This is a genomic window from Arenibacter sp. P308M17 (assembly GCF_003426735.1).
Taxonomy (GTDB): domain Bacteria; phylum Bacteroidota; class Bacteroidia; order Flavobacteriales; family Flavobacteriaceae; genus Arenibacter.
On sequence record NZ_QVON01000001.1, the window covers coordinates 176,066 to 194,358 of the forward strand.

Genomic DNA, 18,293 nt, shown 5'->3' on the forward strand with positions numbered 1-18,293 from the left:
GGTAAAAAGTGCCTTGGAACGGAGCTATTTTAGCGTGCCAAAAAAGGGTGGATCCAGCCTGTTTTTTACCTATTTGCATATACGGACTAACTATGGACTATCTATGGAGTATCTATGGAGTATCTATGGAGTTGACCCGTCCTTTCATAAATGCGCTGCATTTGGGCGATGCAAAAAATGAACAGGATATGAATTTGGTATAGAAAATTCTATCTTTGACCAATTCACACACAACTTTTGATACTGATCCGGCATAATACAAAAAAGGAGGCGGTCTTTTTAGACCGCCTCCTCCATATCAGTTGGGTTGCAAACAACCTAAGAAGTTACCATTTCCTTAGTTTTTGCCTTACCGCTGCCCCTTAGGGCTATTTTAATCCTGTAGGTAATATTGAACAGTACAGGTACAATGATCAATGTTAGGAAGGTGGCCACGATCAACCCAAAGATTACGGTCCAGGCCAAGGGCCCCCAGAATACAACGTTATCGCCCCCTATATAAATATTAGGATTAAAGGATGCAAAAAGGGAAAAGAAATCGATATTAAGGCCAATAGCCAAGGGTATAAGCCCAAGTACGGTGGTAATAGCGGTTAGAATTACAGGGCGTAATCTGGCTTTTCCTCCTTTAATAATTACATCTGTAACGTCCGCTTTGGACAACAAATCTTTTTCATCAACATCCAATTTCACTTTTTTCCGGTCAATTAGAATTTGGATATAATCCAGGAGTACCACGCCATTGTTTACCACGATACCTGCCAAAGAGATGATTCCCATCATGGACATCATGATGACAAAGGACCACCCGGTAAGCATTAACCCGCCAAAGACTCCGATAAAACTTAGGAATATGGCGATCATTATGATCAAGGGCTTGGAAATGCCCCCAAATTGAAATATCAGGATAAGCATGATCAGCCCCAAGCCGGAGAAAAAAGCACCCACAAGAAACATCATCTGCTTGTTTTGTTCCTCAATTTGGCCCGTGTAATCTATTTTTATGTCCTCGGGAAGGTTTTCAAAATTTTCCATTTCTTCCTGAATTTCCGCAACAATGGCAGCTGCATCCGTAAATCCGGGTTTAAGGCCGGAGTATACGGTAACAACACGTTTTCCATCCCGATGTTTAATAGCGCTAAAGGCAGAGGTGTTCTTTTCAGTAGCTATGGCAGAGACCGGAATCTCTTTAATCTGCCCGTTAGCCGGATCTCGAAATACAATATTTTGGTTGAATAGCGCGCTTCTATTATATCTTAAATCTTCACTAAACCTGATGTTGATATCAAAATCATCCCCATCTTCCTTGTACACTCCGGCTTTTTCCCCGAACAAAGAACGACGCAATTGATTCCCTACCTGCCCTGAGGAAACACCCAATCTACCTGCTTTTTCCCTGTCTACAACCACTTGCATGGAAGGCTTGCTCTTGTTTACATCTATTTTTATCTCTTCAATACCCGCAATATTCTTGGTGTTGATAAAATTTCGAATGTCCTCGGCGGTATTAATGAGCTGGTCGTAGTCTCTTCCTGCCAGCTCAATATTAATGGGATAGCCTGCCGGGGGACCATTGGCTTCTTTTTCAACCGATATGGTAACACCAGGAAAGACCCCGCTTACGGCATTTTGTACCTTGGCCCGAATATCCTCGGTATTAATTCCGTTCCTGTATTTGTATTCGCTAAAGTTCACCGTCAGCTTTCCACGGTGCGGCATTTCGGCAGAAGAACCTCCATCTGTTAAAGGATTCCCCGCACCTTCACCCACCTGGGAAACTGCGGAGGCAACCATAAAGTTCTGGCCATTTTTCATGTAAGCGGGGTCATTGACTACCTCATATACCTTTTTCTCTACCTCTAAAGTAATGGCATTGGTTCTTTCTATATCCGTACCCTCAGGATATTCTATGTACACATAGATTTCGTTGGGTTTATTATCCGGAAAAAATTCGATTTTTGTTCTTCCACTGCCTACAGACATGCCAAATAGCATGAAAACAATAATGAGCAGACCAAAAGTAACTCCTGTATACCAATATACATTGCTGCCCCTTAGTGCATGCACCAGCCGTCTTTCATACCAATTTTCAAATCGGGACATGGTATTTCTCTGGAAATTAAGTGCCCATCTTTTAAGGAAATATTTATAGATCCAGAACATGGCAGCTGTGACGATCATCACCGTTCCCATACCTTTCATAGCCCCTCCAAAAAGCAGGATCAATAGACCGAAACCACCGAGTACAATACTTAATCGGATGAGTTGTTTTAGCTTTAATTCCTTTTCCCCGACCTCCATAAAACTTGAAACCAGCATGGAGTTCATAAAAATCGCCACAAAGAGGGAGGATCCCAGCACCACAGAAAGCGTAATAGGAAAAAATTTCATAAACTGCCCAAAAATTCCGGGCCAAAGGCCTAAAGGAACAAAAGCGGCAACGGTTGTGGCGGTCGAGATAATAATAGGAACCGCAATTTCCCCAATTCCCTTTTTGGCAGCTTCTATGCGCGGCATCCCTTCATCCATAAGGCGGTATACATTCTCCACTACCACGATACCATTATCCACGAGCATTCCCAGACCCATTATCATCCCAAAAAGGATCATGGTGTTCAGGGTATATCCTAATAAGGACAGGATCATAAAGGACATAAACATGGACATAGGAATGGCAAACCCAACGAAAAGGGCATTTCGGAAGCCCAAAAAGAACATAAGCACCCCAACTACCAGAATAATCCCAAAAATAATGTTATTCACCAAATCGTCTACCTGATTCAGGGTTCTGCTGGAAGAGTCATTGGCAATGGAGATGTGCAGGTCACTTGGAAAGTACTCTGCCTGTTCCTGTTTTATAATCTCCCTGATCTGATCTGCTGCGGATATGGCATTACGGCCGGCCCGTTTTTTTACATCCAGCATCACCACATTTTCTCCAAATTCCCGTGCATAGGTGGTTTTGTCTTTTTCAGTAAAATGGACCTCCGCAATATCCTTTAAATAAACAGCGCCATTTTCGGATTTTACTACAAAATCATTCAATTGGCCGGGCTTTTCAATTTCTCCCAGAATACGTATGGTGCGCCGTTGACCGCTGGTTTTAAAATTTCCTGCGGACATGGTCATATTGCCATTATTAATTGCCCCAAGAATGTCGTCAAAACTTACCTTGGCGGCCATCATTTTATAAACATCTACGGCTACCTCCACCTCTTTTTCCTGTGCCCCGCGAATATCGGCCTTCTTAACTTCAGGGAGATCTTCAATAATATCCTGTAGGTGTTCGGCAAAATCCTTTAATTTTTCTACTGGATAATCCCCTGTAAAATTAACATTCATGATGGGGACCTCTTCCGAAAAGTTCAGATCAAAGACATTGGGTTCTACTTTGGCACCGTTAAATGTGGGCCAATCCTCGCTTGCTTTTTCACTATCAACTTCATCCTTTACCTTCTGTTTGGCAGCTTCTACCGTTATTTCTTCATCAAACTCGACCGTAATAATGGCATAATCTTCCTGGGAAGTGGAGATGATCTCAACTACATTGCTAATGTTCTTTAGCTTATCTTCCAAAGGGTCGGTTATCAGCCTTTCAATATCTTCAGCGGTATTACCGGGGTAAGGCGTACTGATATAAATTTTGGTTTCAATAATTTCAGGAAAATCTTCCCGGGGCATGGCCATATAGGAGTTGAAGCCAATCCATAGGAATAGACCTATCATCACATAGATTACCGACGGGTTATCTATGGCCCAGGATGACAAACTAAATTCCTTATCTGCGTTTTTTTTGTGTTTGCTCATGGATCGTTTAGTTTACAATTTTTACTTTTTGACCCTCCTTTACACTACGGGCTCCCTCTTTTATGATATGATTTCCATCTACTATACCGGATACAATTTCTACCATCCCGTTTTGTGTTTTTCCTGTGGTGACAATGACCCTTTTGGCAATGGCCACCCCTTCACTGTCCGGGTTTTCTGCGATATAGGTATATTGTTGTCCGTCAGAGTTCTCAGAGATGATACTTTGCGGTACCAAGATGGCTTTTTCATTGGTATAGTCGTTTAACCTAACCTTTGCGCTTAAGTTTGGTTTAATAAGTTCATTCTTGTTGGGAACGGCCACTTCTACACCAAAAGATCTATTTCCCGGCTTTATATAGTTACTGGTTTGGCGAATCTTTGAAATGACGGTATCCCCCAAAACAGGGAAATAGACCTGCGCTTCCTTCCCCACCGAAATACTGCCCAAATAGGTTTCTGGAACCTCTACATCAATATACATATCGGAAAGATTTACAATTCTGAAGATTTCAGATCCCGAGCCAGGAGCAACCACCGTTCCCTGATCTTTAATAACATCATCAATAATACCGCTAAAGGGAGCTCTGATGGAAGATTTTTCCAACTGGCTCTCTAACTGATTTACTGTATTTTCCTGGGCTTCGTAATTCGCCTTTGCCTGTAAATATTGAATTTCAGAACCAATTTTTTGATCCCATAAGCGCTTTTGACGCTCAAAGGTGGTTTTTGCCAATTGGGCCTGTGTTTTTAACTGTTGTAGTTGACTGCTAAGTCCACCGTCATCTATAGTGGCCAAAAGTTGTCCTTTGCTGACCGCCTGGCCTTCTTTGACATATACCTTCACAAGGGTTCCCTGCATTTCAGGATAGATAAGAACGTTCTGTTTTGTCATTACATCACCTTGCAATTCCAAATAGTGAACAAATGCTTCCTGTTCGGCGGTAATCGTGGTCACTAATGGTAAACGTTCATTTTTGTCCAAAATAGCTATGGTAGAATCCAGAAGCTTTATTTGGCTTTCCAACTCTTTTTGTTTTTCGGAAAGTTCATTTTTTTTAGCCCTTATAGTGGTCAGATCGGCTTCCGCAATAATGCTGTCAATAGATTTATCTGCTCCGCCACCACAAGAAGATAGGACAAGGGCCAGAAGGAGAATGGAGGTTAATTTTTTCATTATGTTCGTATTTCGGGTTGATAATGTTGGGCTTAATGGTCTATTTGTAACTATGTTTAGTTTGTTGGACATGGCTAATTTTCATTTAGTATGGTTTCAAGTTCCGTTTTTCTATTGATAACATCTACCATGGATTGCAGGTATTGCTGTTGTGCATCGTAGAGCTGTGTTTGTGCCTGTCTTAGTTCAAAGCTGCTGGCAAGACCTTCTGTATATTTAATTTGATTTTTATTTTCTATTCGTTCCGCAAGGGCAAGATTTTCCTGTGCGGTATTATATTCTTCTATGGAAAACAGATAATTGCTTTTTGCCGTTTTGTGTTGAAGGCGTATGTTCTGTTCTGTCTCCGATAATTGTGTACGGGCCTTTTCAAGGGCAATTTTTGCCCTAGCGGTCTTGGCACTTCTTCCCAGGGAGCTAAATATAGGGATATGCAGGTCCAATCCCAGCACGGAGGAATCAAACCAATCCGTATCATTACTTAGAAAATTGAATTTATCGCTGTAGGAAGTACTGCCGTAGTTTACGAATGCGTTCAGGGTAGGTAGCGCCAAGCTTTTTTGAAGTTTTAGCTCCAATTCCCGCTGCTGGGTCAAGTTGGTCCCTATTTTAAAATCGATATTGTTGTCCATTACCATATCTTCCTCCAAAAGGTCCAAGCTTATTTGTTTCTGGGCCAGATCGGATAGATTTTCCTTGAGTTGGGTAGGGGAATCCACATCCAGGCCCATTATTAGATTCAACATCTGTAAGGTGATCGACTTAAGACGTATTGCATTTTTTAGGTTATTCTCAACCGATGATAAAGTAATTTGTAATTGTTCTACACTCTCCTCATCCCCTAATCCGTTTTCGAAGAGTTTTTGTGTTTCAAAAAGATTTTTTTCCAAATTGATTTTGTTTTTTTCCAATATGGCTACACTTTCTTGGGATAATAGGACATTGCCATAGGATTCCACCACAGATTTTCGAATCTCCAATTCGGTCTTTTCCTTGTTGTTGTTGCTATAAGCTATAAATGTTTTGGCCGCTTGGATACCTACTAGATAGGATCCGTCAAAAATCTGCTGCTTTAAGGTAGCTGTAGCACTTGCGGTCTGTGGTTGTCCAAAAACTATGGGGATAAAAGTACCTGGTTCTCCACCGGCCAATTCTCCGGGTAAAAGGGAAACTGGCTGCTTCAATTGATTTTGATAGCTTACGGCACCGTCTATTTGGGGCAGTCCGGTAGCAATGGTTTCCCATTTTTGTTTTTGGGCGTCCAATAGGTCTCTGTCCGCATTAATGGCCCCATAATTATTTTCAAGGGCGTAATTAATGGCTTCCTCCAAGGTGAAACTATAGGTTTGTTCCTGGGCGTAGGACCAAGTAGTCGTAAATAGCATCAATAATGCTAAAAAACTGTTTCTCATAAAATTGGCTTTAAAGTTTTTAGATAAGGTCATTCAGCTGTTGTTTATTCATAAGTGGCATCAATAATATCATTTAGTATCTTTCTGCCTTTGGGTGTTACAATACCGCGCAAGTGATATTCAAGAAAATAGTCCTGTAAATCCTTGGGCGAGAAATTTCCCTCCGGAAAGAAGCGTTCGTCCTTGATACTGGCTACGCCGGAAATATAGATTCGGGATACAAATTCCACATTTAAATTTTCCCTGTAGATACCCAGTTCCAAACCTTTTTTAACATTATTGATCGTGCATTCCTGCATAAGTTCAAATTGCTTTTTCCTTAGGTTGGAAAAGATTTTGGGGTAGTATTTCTGCAATTGGTATTGGGGGGAAGATTTCTCATCTTTCAAATGTGAAATGACAAACTTTTTAATTTCGTACAATTCCTCAATAGGATTCTTGCCAGTTGTACAGATATAGTCTATTCCAGCATTAATTTGGTTAAAAAGACTAAACGTACATTCCTGTACCAATCTGGTCTTATTTTCAAAATGGGTGTAGATCGTTTTTTTTGATATCCCCATTTCGTTTGCCAAATCATCCATAGTAACACTTTTGAACCCAAGGTTCAAAAACATATCCGTCGCTTTTTCTAATATTTTTTCTTTCATACAGGCTGCAAATATAACCTAGGAAACTTTAAAAACAAAAAAAGTTTCCCAGGTTTTATGATTTCTTAACATGAAGGAGGATCTATCGGCCCGAAAGGTTCCATTTGATGGTGCCATGTTTTAGTGTATTTTTGAAAGAAAATTTCCTTTATGTATAAGCTCGAACAATACAGGTCGGATTTTATGGTCCATTTGGGAGCCAAAATAAAAATTAAGGAACCTGTTAATTTATATGAGCCCTTTACTTATATTTTAAACTTGGGCGGAAAACGTTTGCGACCTATTTTAACCTTAATGACGGCCGATCTCTTCGGGGCAGCGCCTAAAAATGCCCTGGATGCCGCATTGGCGATAGAGGTGTTCCACAATTTCTCATTGGTTCATGATGACATTATGGATGAGGCTCCTCTAAGGCGGGGAAAGATGACATTGCACAAAAAATGGAACCTGAACACCGGAATTTTGTCCGGAGATGCCATGTTGATCTACAGTTATCAGCTTTTGGAAAGTTACCCTGCACCCATTTTTAAGGAATTGATGCAATTGTTCACTAAAACGGCATTAGAGGTTTGTGAGGGGCAGCAGTACGATATGGATTTTGAGAAGAGGGAAGATGTAAGTATTCCGGAGTATTTGTTAATGGTTCGGAATAAAACCGCCGTTTTGGTAGCTTCGGCCATGAAAATGGGGGCTATAATTGCCAATAGGCCGGACGAAGAACAGAATTTAATCTATGATTTTGGAAAGGATCTTGGCATTGCCTTTCAGTTGCAGGACGATTATTTGGATGCTTTTGGGGATCCCAAGAGTTTTGGCAAGCAGCTTGGGGGCGATATTATTGAAAACAAAAAGACCTATCTGTATTTGAAGGCCATGGAAATGGGAACCTTGGCCCAGGCACAGGCGTTGGAGCATTTATATTCCATTAAACCTATGGACCCAAAGGAGAAAATAAGCAGTGTTAAGGAGCTGTTTGAGGAAACCGGAGCGGTAGCCAGGACCATTGAAGAAATTAAATGGTATACCGATAATGCCTTTAAAACCTTGGAAATGCTGCAGCTAGAACCCGCAAAAAAAGCAGTATTAAGGCAGTTTGGTACTGCCTTAATGAATCGCGAGGTTTAGGTGTTATCAAGGTCATTTGGGACCTAAACAGTTGTTAGGAAGATTATTCCTTTTTCATATTGGCCAAAAATTCGATTACGTCCCTTATTTCCCTTTTGGACATTATAGTGCCCATTGCGGGCATCCCTGAAGCCATATTTTGTCTTTTGTCTATTCTGGTCAGGGCTATTTCCATAGGTTCCGCATCCGAGGTTTTCAGAATTAGCTCATCCTCGGTTTCCTCTTCCAATATTCCTGTAACCGTTTGTCCGTCCTTCAAGGTAACGGTAACCACTCCATATCCGGGAGACAAACGTGCACTGGGATTGATCAGGGCCTCCAGGAGCTGTTCCCTGCTCAATATGTTCCCTATATTGTCCAAGGCCGGACCCACTGCACCACCGGCACCGCCTACGGCATGGCATCTAACACACTGTCCGGCGGAATTGGTATTGAAATATTGATAGCCTTGCCTTCTGTCCCCTCCGTTTAGGGTTTCTGCATAGGCATCCAAACCATCTCCATGGGCTTTTAGACTACTTAATTGGCCAATGAGTTCTTCGGATTTCGTTGCCTCAACGGCTTCCGTTAAATCTAAAATAACACCATTGGAAAGTTTTTTACCAATCCCCTGTTTTATAAGGGAGATTAAAACGTCCCTACTTTTTTCCAGGGGCATTTCTCCAAGAACGCCCAACATCTTCTGTTGCTCCACAATGGAACCGCTTTTAAATATGGGTTCCACAATGGCGGGAAGCTTTTCTTTAGGCAGGTCCAGTTGGGTTACCAAACCTACGGCCACGGTACGGACATCCCGATCCCTGTCCGCCATGCCTATCTTCATGGCTTCCTCTATTTTGGTGTAATTTAGATCCCCTAGTGCCGCTAGCATGGCAGAGCGTACTTCGGCTGAGGCATTTTGCTTCATAATCCGGGCCAGTTGGGCATTATATCCTTCTATCTTCAATGTGCTTATAGCTTTGGATGCAGCCACCAAAATATCCGGATTTTTATCTTTTAGGAAATCGGGAATATATTTTTCGATCTTCTGTCTTACCATATGGGCATCCCTGTTGATCTCGCCCCTGTAGCGGCCATCTACCCTGTCCAATACGGATGGGGAGGCCCAAGTGCCAATGGCTGCCAAGGCTTCGCTCCTAAGAACGCTTGAAACGGATTCCCTTTTTGCAAAGTTGACTAGTAGGTCCAGTTCCCTCTCGCCACCAACCCTAAGGGCGGCATTTATGCTTCTTCTCAATAAAGGTTCGGATGTAAATTTTTCCTCTTTTAGCAAGGAGGCCAATGCGGGCAGCGCGGGTTCAATGGACCAATCGTCATTGATGGCCCTGGCCGCCTCGGTTACAATAAATTCATCCTTATCCTGTAAAAATAGGGCCAATTGTTCATTTTGTAGGCGTCTCAGTACCAGGACGGCGGCAATTCTCAGACTTCTGCTTTCGTGCTTAGCCAAGGCAACAATTGGTGCCACCTCCCCAATTCTGGCAAGGGCCAATACCCCGGCATGTCTTAAATATAGGTCTTCATCATTATTCGCTTCCAGCATGGTAAGCAAGGGTTGGACGGCGTTCTTATCCTTGATTCTTCCCAAGGCCTGGGCGGCAAAGAAACGGACCCTGGCATTGTTATGCCTAAGTAAGGGAATTAAATCCTTGGCCGCATCGCCATATTTAACATCTCCCAAGGTTTTTGCCGCTTGCGACACTATTTCCGCATCGCGTTCCTTTAAGAGGTTCAATAAAGGTTCGGCCCTGTCCAATTTAAGTCTTGCCAATTGCCCAATGCCCCATATGCCATGTATCCGGGCCATTTGATTGCCTCCGGCTGCAATGGCCTTGTTAAAGGCATTAAAACCTTTGTTGTCCCTATTTGCCAGTTCAAACTGGGCTTTTTGGCGTATTCGCATATCGGGATAGGAAAGGAGTTGGATCAATTGGTCTATACGTTGATCTGTGTAATCCAGGGTCATGAGTCGCTCCGTTTCCTTTCTCTCCGCCTCTAGGTTATTCTTATTCGGGGCCACATCCAATTTCCAGACCCGGCCGTAATTTTTGGTATCCCAGCCGTTTATCCAATCGGCAATATACAATGCCCCGTCTGGGGCGAAACGGATGCCCGTAGGTAGAATTCCGCTCAGTATATCTTGTTCCTTATTTAATTCAAAAGAGGCGCCTTTTGGTTTTAGGTCGAAGCTCCATATGTGGGATCTACTTGGGTTGCCCACAAACTCCACCAGAAAAAATTTGTTACGCCATTCTTTTCCTAGGGCAGTTCCGGGATTGTATGCCATTCCGGTGGGACCATTATGAAAGTTCATCAGGGGAGGGATAATATAGGCAGCCTGCCCTTCCCAATGTGGCACATATAGTTTTTCGTCCATCCAAACATTATAGCCATTGTTTTTGGGGTCCGTATATTTGCCATATTGCCAGTTGGAGCGCCATCCTGCGTCGGAGCCTTCTACAATATATACCAGTCGTTCGCTCTCCCCACGGTGATCCCCATCATTATCTGCCGTAATAATATTACCGTATTCATCAAAGACAAATTCGTGGGTATTCCTGACCCCTGCTGCAAAAACTTCAAAATCACTTCCGTCCGGATTGGATCTGACTATAACACCTTGGTTGGGATATTTATGCTGTGTTCCGTCCGTGGTGGTAATATTCGCCCCAATATCGCCAATACCCCAATAGATTCTACCGTCTGGGCCTTCAACAGCTCCGGACATTCCATGGCCCCCAAAACCGATATGCACCCCATAACCATGGGAAATGGAGGTTTTATGGTTCATAATGCCATCCCCGTCCTCATCGGTAATTCTCCACATATCTGGGGCGATACCCACGAACATGTCATTTTTTCTGACCAGTAAGGCTCCGGCCACGTCGGATGTTTCTTCATGAAAATTGTTCAGAATTCTTGTAGCAACATTGGCCATGCCATTGCCGTCCTGGTCTTCCAGTTTCCAAATTTCCTCCTTTTGAACCGCAAGGTCCCTCCAATCATGGATACTGTCCCTATTGAGGTCCTTTAGCCATTCGTTTTCCGAACTTTTTTCGGTTGCAAAGGTTTCGTGCAGGAAGTTCTTTCGGTCTGCCACGGATTGCAAGGCAATGGAAGGGGTCATCCAATGCCTAAATCCCCTGATATCAAATTCTGAATTTTTTTGGCGATTGGTCCTGGTCAGGTATATGTTGCCCTGGTCATCTACGGACATGGCCACCGGATCTGGAGCCAAAGAATCCGAAGCCCATAAGGACAGCGTTAGTCCATCGGCAACTTGTGCGGGAACACTTTCCCTAATTTCCTTAAATCTGGACCGGACAGTTGTCGTATCCTCTTTAATGACCAACAGAGGTTCCTGTGGTTGCTTCGGCTTTTTATCGCAGGACATGGTTAAAATGCCAAAAAGAGTAACTATGAGGGCAATTCTGAAGGAAAGGTTGTTTCGCATGTGTTTACATTGGTCTTAAAAGGCGCAAAATATACGTGTATATATCAGCATTATAAAATATTGCTTGTTAAATTAGAAATAGCCTACGTAAAAAGGCTCGGATAAATTCTTTTTTGGGGCAGGCCAAAATGATACTTAGGTCTTGCCATATGGTAGATTTTTCATCCAAAAAGGCAAAGATTTTTTGTGGACTGCGATTTTTGAACAATTGTCCAAAAATGAGTCGCCCTTTACTATTATCCCTAGAAAGAATGTCCAACAAAAGGAGGTCATAAAACCAAAAGCGGTCCTTTTTATGAAAGGTATTTAGGGGTCTATTCTCTTTTAAAAAGGGTATTAGGGCCATTGTTTTTTGGTGTGTCCGCATAAAAGTAAAGCCGGAACTTGGCTTGGCCCATCCGCCCGCAACCCCAATATGCATAAGGTGCTTACTGTTGTGAATATTAAAATCGTAACAGCTCATAGGAATGTTTCCCTTTTCCCTATCCAATATTTCGTAATGGTGGCAGGCCAGATTATTTTTAATATAGTTGCTTATTGCTTCTTCATACTCTTGGGTAGAAAGTAGATTTTTGGAGAATAGGGTATACTCCACCAAGGCTTCCGTTTCAGAAAGGGGAAGTACGTACATAAATCGGGTGTTTCCGATCTGGGGGATGGAAAAATCCATAAAAGTAGCCTGTTCACTGTCAAAAATGGGACTGGCCGATTTAATAAACCACCCAATAAAATGCTGCTGTAGTACCGGATATTTTTTTTGCTGTAACAGGGGTTTGTAGTCGAAAATACTATTGAACACTTTTTTGCCAACAAATGTAAGGGAATCCGTGGATACTATTATTTGATTGTCCCTTTCCTCAATGCCGACAACTTTCCCTTTTAAAAAAGTGATGTTGGGGCACCCATTTATTGCTGTACGGGAGGTATTGTAAAAATCCTTGGCCCTGATCATCTTGTATTTGTAGGGATCAATGGCCATCCGTTTGGAATAACTGCCATCCGCCACCAAAATATGGTCCCAGGTTTTGTGTAGAATGGCATCAAATTCCCCTTTGCCCTTTTCCCAAAAGCACCAGGTACGATCATTGGGCTTGTCCAAATCCTTATCCAATAAAAGAATTGATCTTTCCGCAAAGAAACTATCCTTTCCCATGGCATTGGCCAATAGCAGACCTGAGGCACCTGCACCAATAATAATGTAATCGTATGTCATTCTAGAAGCGAAAAACGTTACTCGATAATCGAGATTTAAACCTGCCTACCGCAGGCAGGTGCTCCGACACTTGCCCGCCCGTGCCGTTCGGACGGGCCCGCCCGTCCCGTTCATTCGGGCGTCGGAATCAAACTTGAATTTCCTTTCAATGCCTCGTGGGATTGCCCCGAGGTAGTTTACTTTGAGAGCTTGTAGGTTTTTAATAAGTCACCGGACATCCCCAAAAATAAGGTATTATCGATAGTAATAGCACTTTGCACATTTCCGGAAACATTTAAACCTGATTCTTTTTGTTCAATATAATTAAATGTTCCGTTACCATTCCCCATGAACAAGGTACCATAATTAGCGTCAAATTTCCCTATTCTCAACTTAAAATTATTGCTGTTTCCCAACAAAATAAGATCTTCCTTGCCATCTGTATCAAAATCGGATACCACCAAGGTTTGTACCGGTGCATACTGGGCCTGTTCCGGGAGCTCCATAACTTTAAAAATGCGATCTTCATTACTTAAAAACAAAGTTGTTTCCATGTGGTTTGCGGTTAATCTACCCGCCTTTGATAATACTTTGGGAGCAATTATATCGGTTATTGTGGCGTTGGCATAGCTTTCATAACTTGTAAAGGTAGAGCGAAGACCACCAAGTTGCCCCAAAAGCTCATCCCTCGTAAGATAAGGGTAACTTTTACCTTGTATATAGTAACAAAACAAGGGATCTACAGAGCCATTTTCATCAAAATCCTTATAATAGAGTTCCGCTGGCTCCTCATCGGTTGGTTTAAATTGGGTATTTGTACCTAAATTACCAATAATAAGATCGGGTTTTCCATCCTTGTTAAAATCACCTGTTTCTATGGTGTTCCACCATCCACTATACGGCTTGTCAAAATAGAGGTCTGTTTCTTTCTGTAGTTTGCCGGAACTAATTTTGAATACGGTTATGGGCATCCAGTGCCCTACAACTACTAATTCCTTATTGTTATCCCTATCGAGATCGATCCAAATGGCATCCGTTATCATGCCTAAATATTCCAGTTCCGGTGCTATGGATCCTATTTGATTTTTAAAATTACCTTTCCCATCGTTTACAAGGAGGTAAGTTTTTGGTGTTTCTGGATATCTGCCGGGAATTATCCTACTTCCTACAAAGAGGTCAGGGTGGCCATCTTGGTTAACATCCAGAACAGTAACAGCTCCTTTGCTTGTCCACATTTGCGGCAAGCTTGCTTCGTTTAGGCTAAAGTTTCCGTGCCCGTCCCCAAAATACAATCGGTCCTGTAATTTGGAATCGTTTTCCAAATAATCGTGATAACCTCCGCTGGCAACATAAATATCCGGATTACCATCGCCATTGGCATCAAATATTACGGCTTCTGCGTCATGGCTCCCTTTTGAAGTTTCAAAAATGGCATTTTTCATTTTAATAAAATTTCCATCCTTTTTCTGAATAAACAGACTTGCTCCCATGCCTTTTTCACCACCTATAAAAATATCCTCCAAACCATCTTTATCAACATCCCATTTGACCATTGGAGGTCCGGAATGGGAGAATTGTTCAATCAACAAGGATTGTCGTTTGAAATCATTAAAATTGGACAAGTTATTTTTGTAGGATATTGGGGGTACCATGTCCTTAAAAATAGATACCGGTTTTATTTCGGTTGTTTTAAATGGTTCCGCATTTTTTTCATCGATCTCTAAAGTTTGATCTGAAACCACATCGACCAAGCTTTGTCTTTTCCCGTTGTTCCAATTTATAACTACCGAATCGATCCGGGAAACTTTTCCCAGACCAAAGTGAAGCACGGGAGAAACGTTTGATAAATAGCCTTTAGAGGGGAATTGTTCCACGGTTTGGTGTCTTTTTCCCTGGTATAAAGTTACTTTTGTACCAATACCTTGTGTATTCAGTTTTGTTCCTTTTAGTTTGACTTGTAAAAAATGGTTTCCGTGAAGCTGGGATTCGTTTTGATGAATGAACGCTGGTTGGTTGATGTTGTTCACAATTAAATCCAAATCTCCGTCGTTGTCCAGATCTGCATAGGCGGCACCGTTACTATTGGCGGGCAAATCTAGTCCAAAAGATTTTGTGGTGTTGGAAAAACCGGTACCACCGAGGTTTGAAAACATATAGTTGGAAACATCCGAGGCCGGCATTTTCTTGATTATTTCCAAAATATCTTCCTTTTTAAGCCGCTCTTTGGATTGCGTATAAGAATCCATATAATTGATAAAATCGAGATTGGTATAATCACGGAAGTAACCATTGGTCACAAAAAGGTCTTTCCACCCATCATTGTCATAATCTGCCAGCAATGCCGCCCAACTCCAGTCCGTGTTGGATATTCCTGCAAATTGGCCTATTTCGCTAAATGTTCCATTGCCGTTGTTGAGCTGTAGCATATTGCGCATATATTGATAATGAAAACCACTGCGCAAATTCAAATCAAATTTTTCATATTTGTCCGGAGCCAATAAAAGTTTTTGTCTTTTATTATTCTCGGGCAGCATGTCCAGCGTGAAAATATCCGTCCACCCGTCATTATTTATATCTGCGATGTCATTTCCCATGGAGAAATGACTGATATGGCCCATTTTTTCTTTTAATTTATTGGTAAAGGTTCCGTCCTTATTGTTCATATAAAGATAATCGGGAACCGAATAGTCGTTTGAAATATAAACATCTTCCCACCCATCGTTGTCCAAATCACTAATACCTATTCCTAAACCATAGGTTAGGGCAGAACCACTTATCCCTGCATATACGGTAACATCTTCAAATTTGCCCTTGGTTTGCCGAAATAGGCGTACTCCTTGTAGGGAATCGTCTTTCTTTAGTAAATTTGCCGTGCTCAACTCGTTGAGAATAGGAAGGGATTTTGGATTATGGTTTAGCAAAAGCATATCCAAATCTCCGTCATGGTCGTAGTCAAAAAAATAGGCCTGATTACTAAATGCAGTGCTTGCTAAACCGTATTCCTGTGATTTTTCCTCAAAAATAGGAATACCCTTAGCGTCATTGCCAAGATTGATAAATAATTGATTGGCCCTTTTTTCTTCCGGCATTGTTCCTGAATAGCATAAGTATAGATCTAGTTTATGATCTCCATTGATATCCACAGCAGTCACTCCTGTCTTCCACGGCCCCGTTCTTCCTTGAATTTTAGATATCCGGGTAACATCTTCAAATCGCATCCCGCCTTTATTGATGTAAAACTTATTTTCTCCCATATTGGAAGTAAAATAGAGGTCGATAAATCCATCATTATTGAAATCGCCTGTTGCCACACCGCCACCATTGTACATGTATTCGTACAACAATACATTGGCATTTAGAGTTTCTTTGAGCTGATTTTGAAAGGTAATGTTGGTCTTTTCCGGAGATAATAAAGTGAACATAGCGGGGCTGGATTTTTCTATATCTTCATTGCTACTGGAATTTTTATTGTCCTCCGAATTTTTACAGCTATAGTTAGTAAAGACCAGGACAGTCGAAAGATAAAAAAAACAGGGTAGGAAGGTCTTTCTCATATACTTACAAAAATACAGATTCCATCCCTTTTAAGGGGATGGAATCAAATTTTAATCTAATTATGTTAGTCGTAACCCGGATTTTGGATCAAAGCCGTATTTGCATTAATTTCTGCTATCCTTATAGGTACAAAATAGGATTTGTCCAACCAAAGTCGGTTTTCGAATCCTGGATCTACTACGGTGGGGACATAAGAATAATCATAATTGGAAGGATCGTATTTGTATAAAGAAACATTGGCCCCTGGCTTGAGTGCACCTGTAATTTGTATTCCCACAGCAGGCGCTCCGCTTGTTGTTGGGGCAATCATCCATCGGCGTACATCATGATATCTATGTTCTTCATAGGCAAGTTCCAGGCGTCTTTCATTTCTGTAAGCCTCGACCAGATCTTCCCCAGAGGCTACAATAGCCGGAAGACCAACTCTATACCGAATTTGGTTTAGCCAGGTAAGGGCTTCTGCTTCCTCGTCTGTTTCCAGTAGGGTCTCTACATAGTTCAATACTAGCTCTGTTTGCCTAAAGAAAGGCCAGGGAATGGTCTGAAAATCCGTTTGATCCACAAATGCGGGATCTGGCTCTGTGAATTTTTTAAAGTAATAACCGCTTCGGGTACCGTTCCAATCCTCTATTGGGCTTTGACGGGTGTCCAAACCAAAGTGTGTTGTAACACTTCCGGAACCGTTCACCTCATATTGCCCGGTCTGTATTTGATTGGCCGGATCCCTATCGGCGGAAGCTGCGGGTCTTGGTTTCCAATCGGCTCCATCGTAAAGAATGGTAGCATAAAAACGGGGTTCTCTATTTTCATAAGGGCTACTGGCATGGGTAGGGTTGTCCCAGTCAAATTTGGAACCATCCATCATGGCATAATCGTCCACTAGGTTTTGAAGCGGGGTATTACCGGCCCAGTTTTGATAGCCATTGGGTCCGTTAAAGAGGCCAATTCGCCTTCCGGGGCCTTCTTGCGCTACATACTGCCGCTCCCAAATAATATCACTTTCACCTCCGTTTCTGGCCAAGGACATATTCAAATAATTTTGCTCTCCTTCATCGAAGGGGACGGGGGAGGTAAGCCCCAATTTATATCCGGCACTGGAATAGTCGAGCGCGGCCTTAACCGCATCCCGTGCCCTTATCCAGCGTTGCTCCTGACTACCTTCCGTATAGGCGATCAATTCAGGGTTGGTATACGTGGATAGTAGGGAAGAATTGGCCGACGCTGTGGGAAAATCGTGAAAATCACTGGCGGCGTATAGTAATACCCTTGCCTTTAAAGCCAGTGCTGCAGTGGCGTTGGCACGGCCGGAAGCCATACTCTTACCGTTTAACAATTCAAAGGCCCGTTCACAGTCGGCAATAATAAATTCTACACATTCACTGTATGTGTTTCGTGGAATATTGTAGTCGGAATCCAATTCCAAAGGCTCGTCTATCAAAGGCACTCCACCATAAAACCGAAGTAATTGTTGGTAGTAGTAGGCCCTCATAAAATGGGCTTCCCCTAAAAGTCTATCAACAAGTTCGGCATCGTCAAGGCCTCCGTTTCCCAAATTGGCAATGGCCAAATTGGCATCCCGGAGATGGGCGTACATATTGTTCCAATCCCAATTGGCGTGAATCCATCCGGTTTCATCTGAATTGGAACGGGATTCGTTAACCGTGTTGATACCCCTACCGGTATGTGTAAAAATAGCCTCATCGGACAAGGAAGCCAACATTTGCTCGTCCAGCCCCCCTGGTCCAAGACCAAGATATATTCCGCTAACTGCGGCCTCCGCAAGACCCGGGTCGGACCATACACTTGCTCCTGAAACTTCGCTTAATGGGGTAATATTGGTAAAGTCATCGTTGCAGGCAGTAATAAAGCCCAACATCAAGACCGTACCCAATGCTATAAATGATTTTTTGATATTCATAAT

The 18,293-nt window shown here is 42.4% G+C and carries 9 protein-coding genes; 1 reads left to right on the forward strand and 8 read right to left on the reverse strand.

What is annotated here, in order from left to right; translation table 11 throughout:
* Window positions 1–318: 318 nt before the first annotated feature.
* The 4 genes from D0S24_RS00815 to D0S24_RS00830 all read right to left on the reverse strand — a co-directional run bounded on the left by D0S24_RS00815 (window position 319) and on the right by D0S24_RS00830 (window position 7,046).
* Window positions 319–3,807, reverse strand: coding sequence for an efflux RND transporter permease subunit (locus D0S24_RS00815; RefSeq protein ID WP_117017969.1), 3,489 nt, complete (start codon window positions 3,805–3,807; stop codon window positions 319–321).
* 7 nt (window positions 3,808–3,814) lie between these two features.
* Window positions 3,815–4,984: an efflux RND transporter periplasmic adaptor subunit gene (locus D0S24_RS00820; protein WP_117017970.1), complete on the reverse strand. Its 1,170-nt coding sequence runs from the start codon at window positions 4,982–4,984 to the stop codon at window positions 3,815–3,817.
* Between the two features lie 74 nt (window positions 4,985–5,058).
* Window positions 5,059–6,396: a TolC family protein gene (locus tag D0S24_RS00825; protein WP_117018546.1), complete on the reverse strand. Its 1,338-nt coding sequence runs from the start codon at window positions 6,394–6,396 to the stop codon at window positions 5,059–5,061.
* A 44-nt stretch (window positions 6,397–6,440) separates the two neighbouring features.
* Window positions 6,441–7,046, reverse strand: coding sequence for a TetR/AcrR family transcriptional regulator (locus D0S24_RS00830; protein WP_117017971.1), 606 nt, complete (start codon window positions 7,044–7,046; stop codon window positions 6,441–6,443).
* A gap of 150 nt (window positions 7,047–7,196) precedes the next feature.
* Here D0S24_RS00830 and D0S24_RS00835 point away from each other — a divergent pair, with 150 nt between their 5' ends.
* Entirely contained in the window at window positions 7,197–8,171 is a 975-nt protein-coding gene (locus D0S24_RS00835) for a polyprenyl synthetase family protein (RefSeq protein WP_117017972.1), read from the forward strand.
* Between the two features lie 43 nt (window positions 8,172–8,214).
* On the opposite strand, the gene D0S24_RS00840 is transcribed toward D0S24_RS00835, so the two are convergent.
* The 4 genes from D0S24_RS00840 to D0S24_RS00855 all read right to left on the reverse strand — a co-directional run bounded on the left by D0S24_RS00840 (window position 8,215) and on the right by D0S24_RS00855 (window position 18,290).
* On the reverse strand, window positions 8,215–11,625 hold the full coding sequence (locus tag D0S24_RS00840; protein ID WP_117017973.1) for a HEAT repeat domain-containing protein: 3,411 nt from the start codon (window positions 11,623–11,625) through the stop codon (window positions 8,215–8,217).
* A 67-nt stretch (window positions 11,626–11,692) separates the two neighbouring features.
* Window positions 11,693–12,838, reverse strand: coding sequence for a lycopene cyclase family protein (locus tag D0S24_RS00845; RefSeq protein ID WP_117017974.1), 1,146 nt, complete (start codon window positions 12,836–12,838; stop codon window positions 11,693–11,695).
* A 176-nt stretch (window positions 12,839–13,014) separates the two neighbouring features.
* Entirely contained in the window at window positions 13,015–16,239 is a 3,225-nt protein-coding gene (locus tag D0S24_RS00850; RefSeq protein ID WP_251795670.1) for a VCBS repeat-containing protein, read from the reverse strand.
* A 197-nt stretch (window positions 16,240–16,436) separates the two neighbouring features.
* Window positions 16,437–18,290, reverse strand: coding sequence for a RagB/SusD family nutrient uptake outer membrane protein (locus tag D0S24_RS00855; protein WP_117017976.1), 1,854 nt, complete (start codon window positions 18,288–18,290; stop codon window positions 16,437–16,439).
* Between the last annotated feature and the right edge of the window lie 3 nt (window positions 18,291–18,293).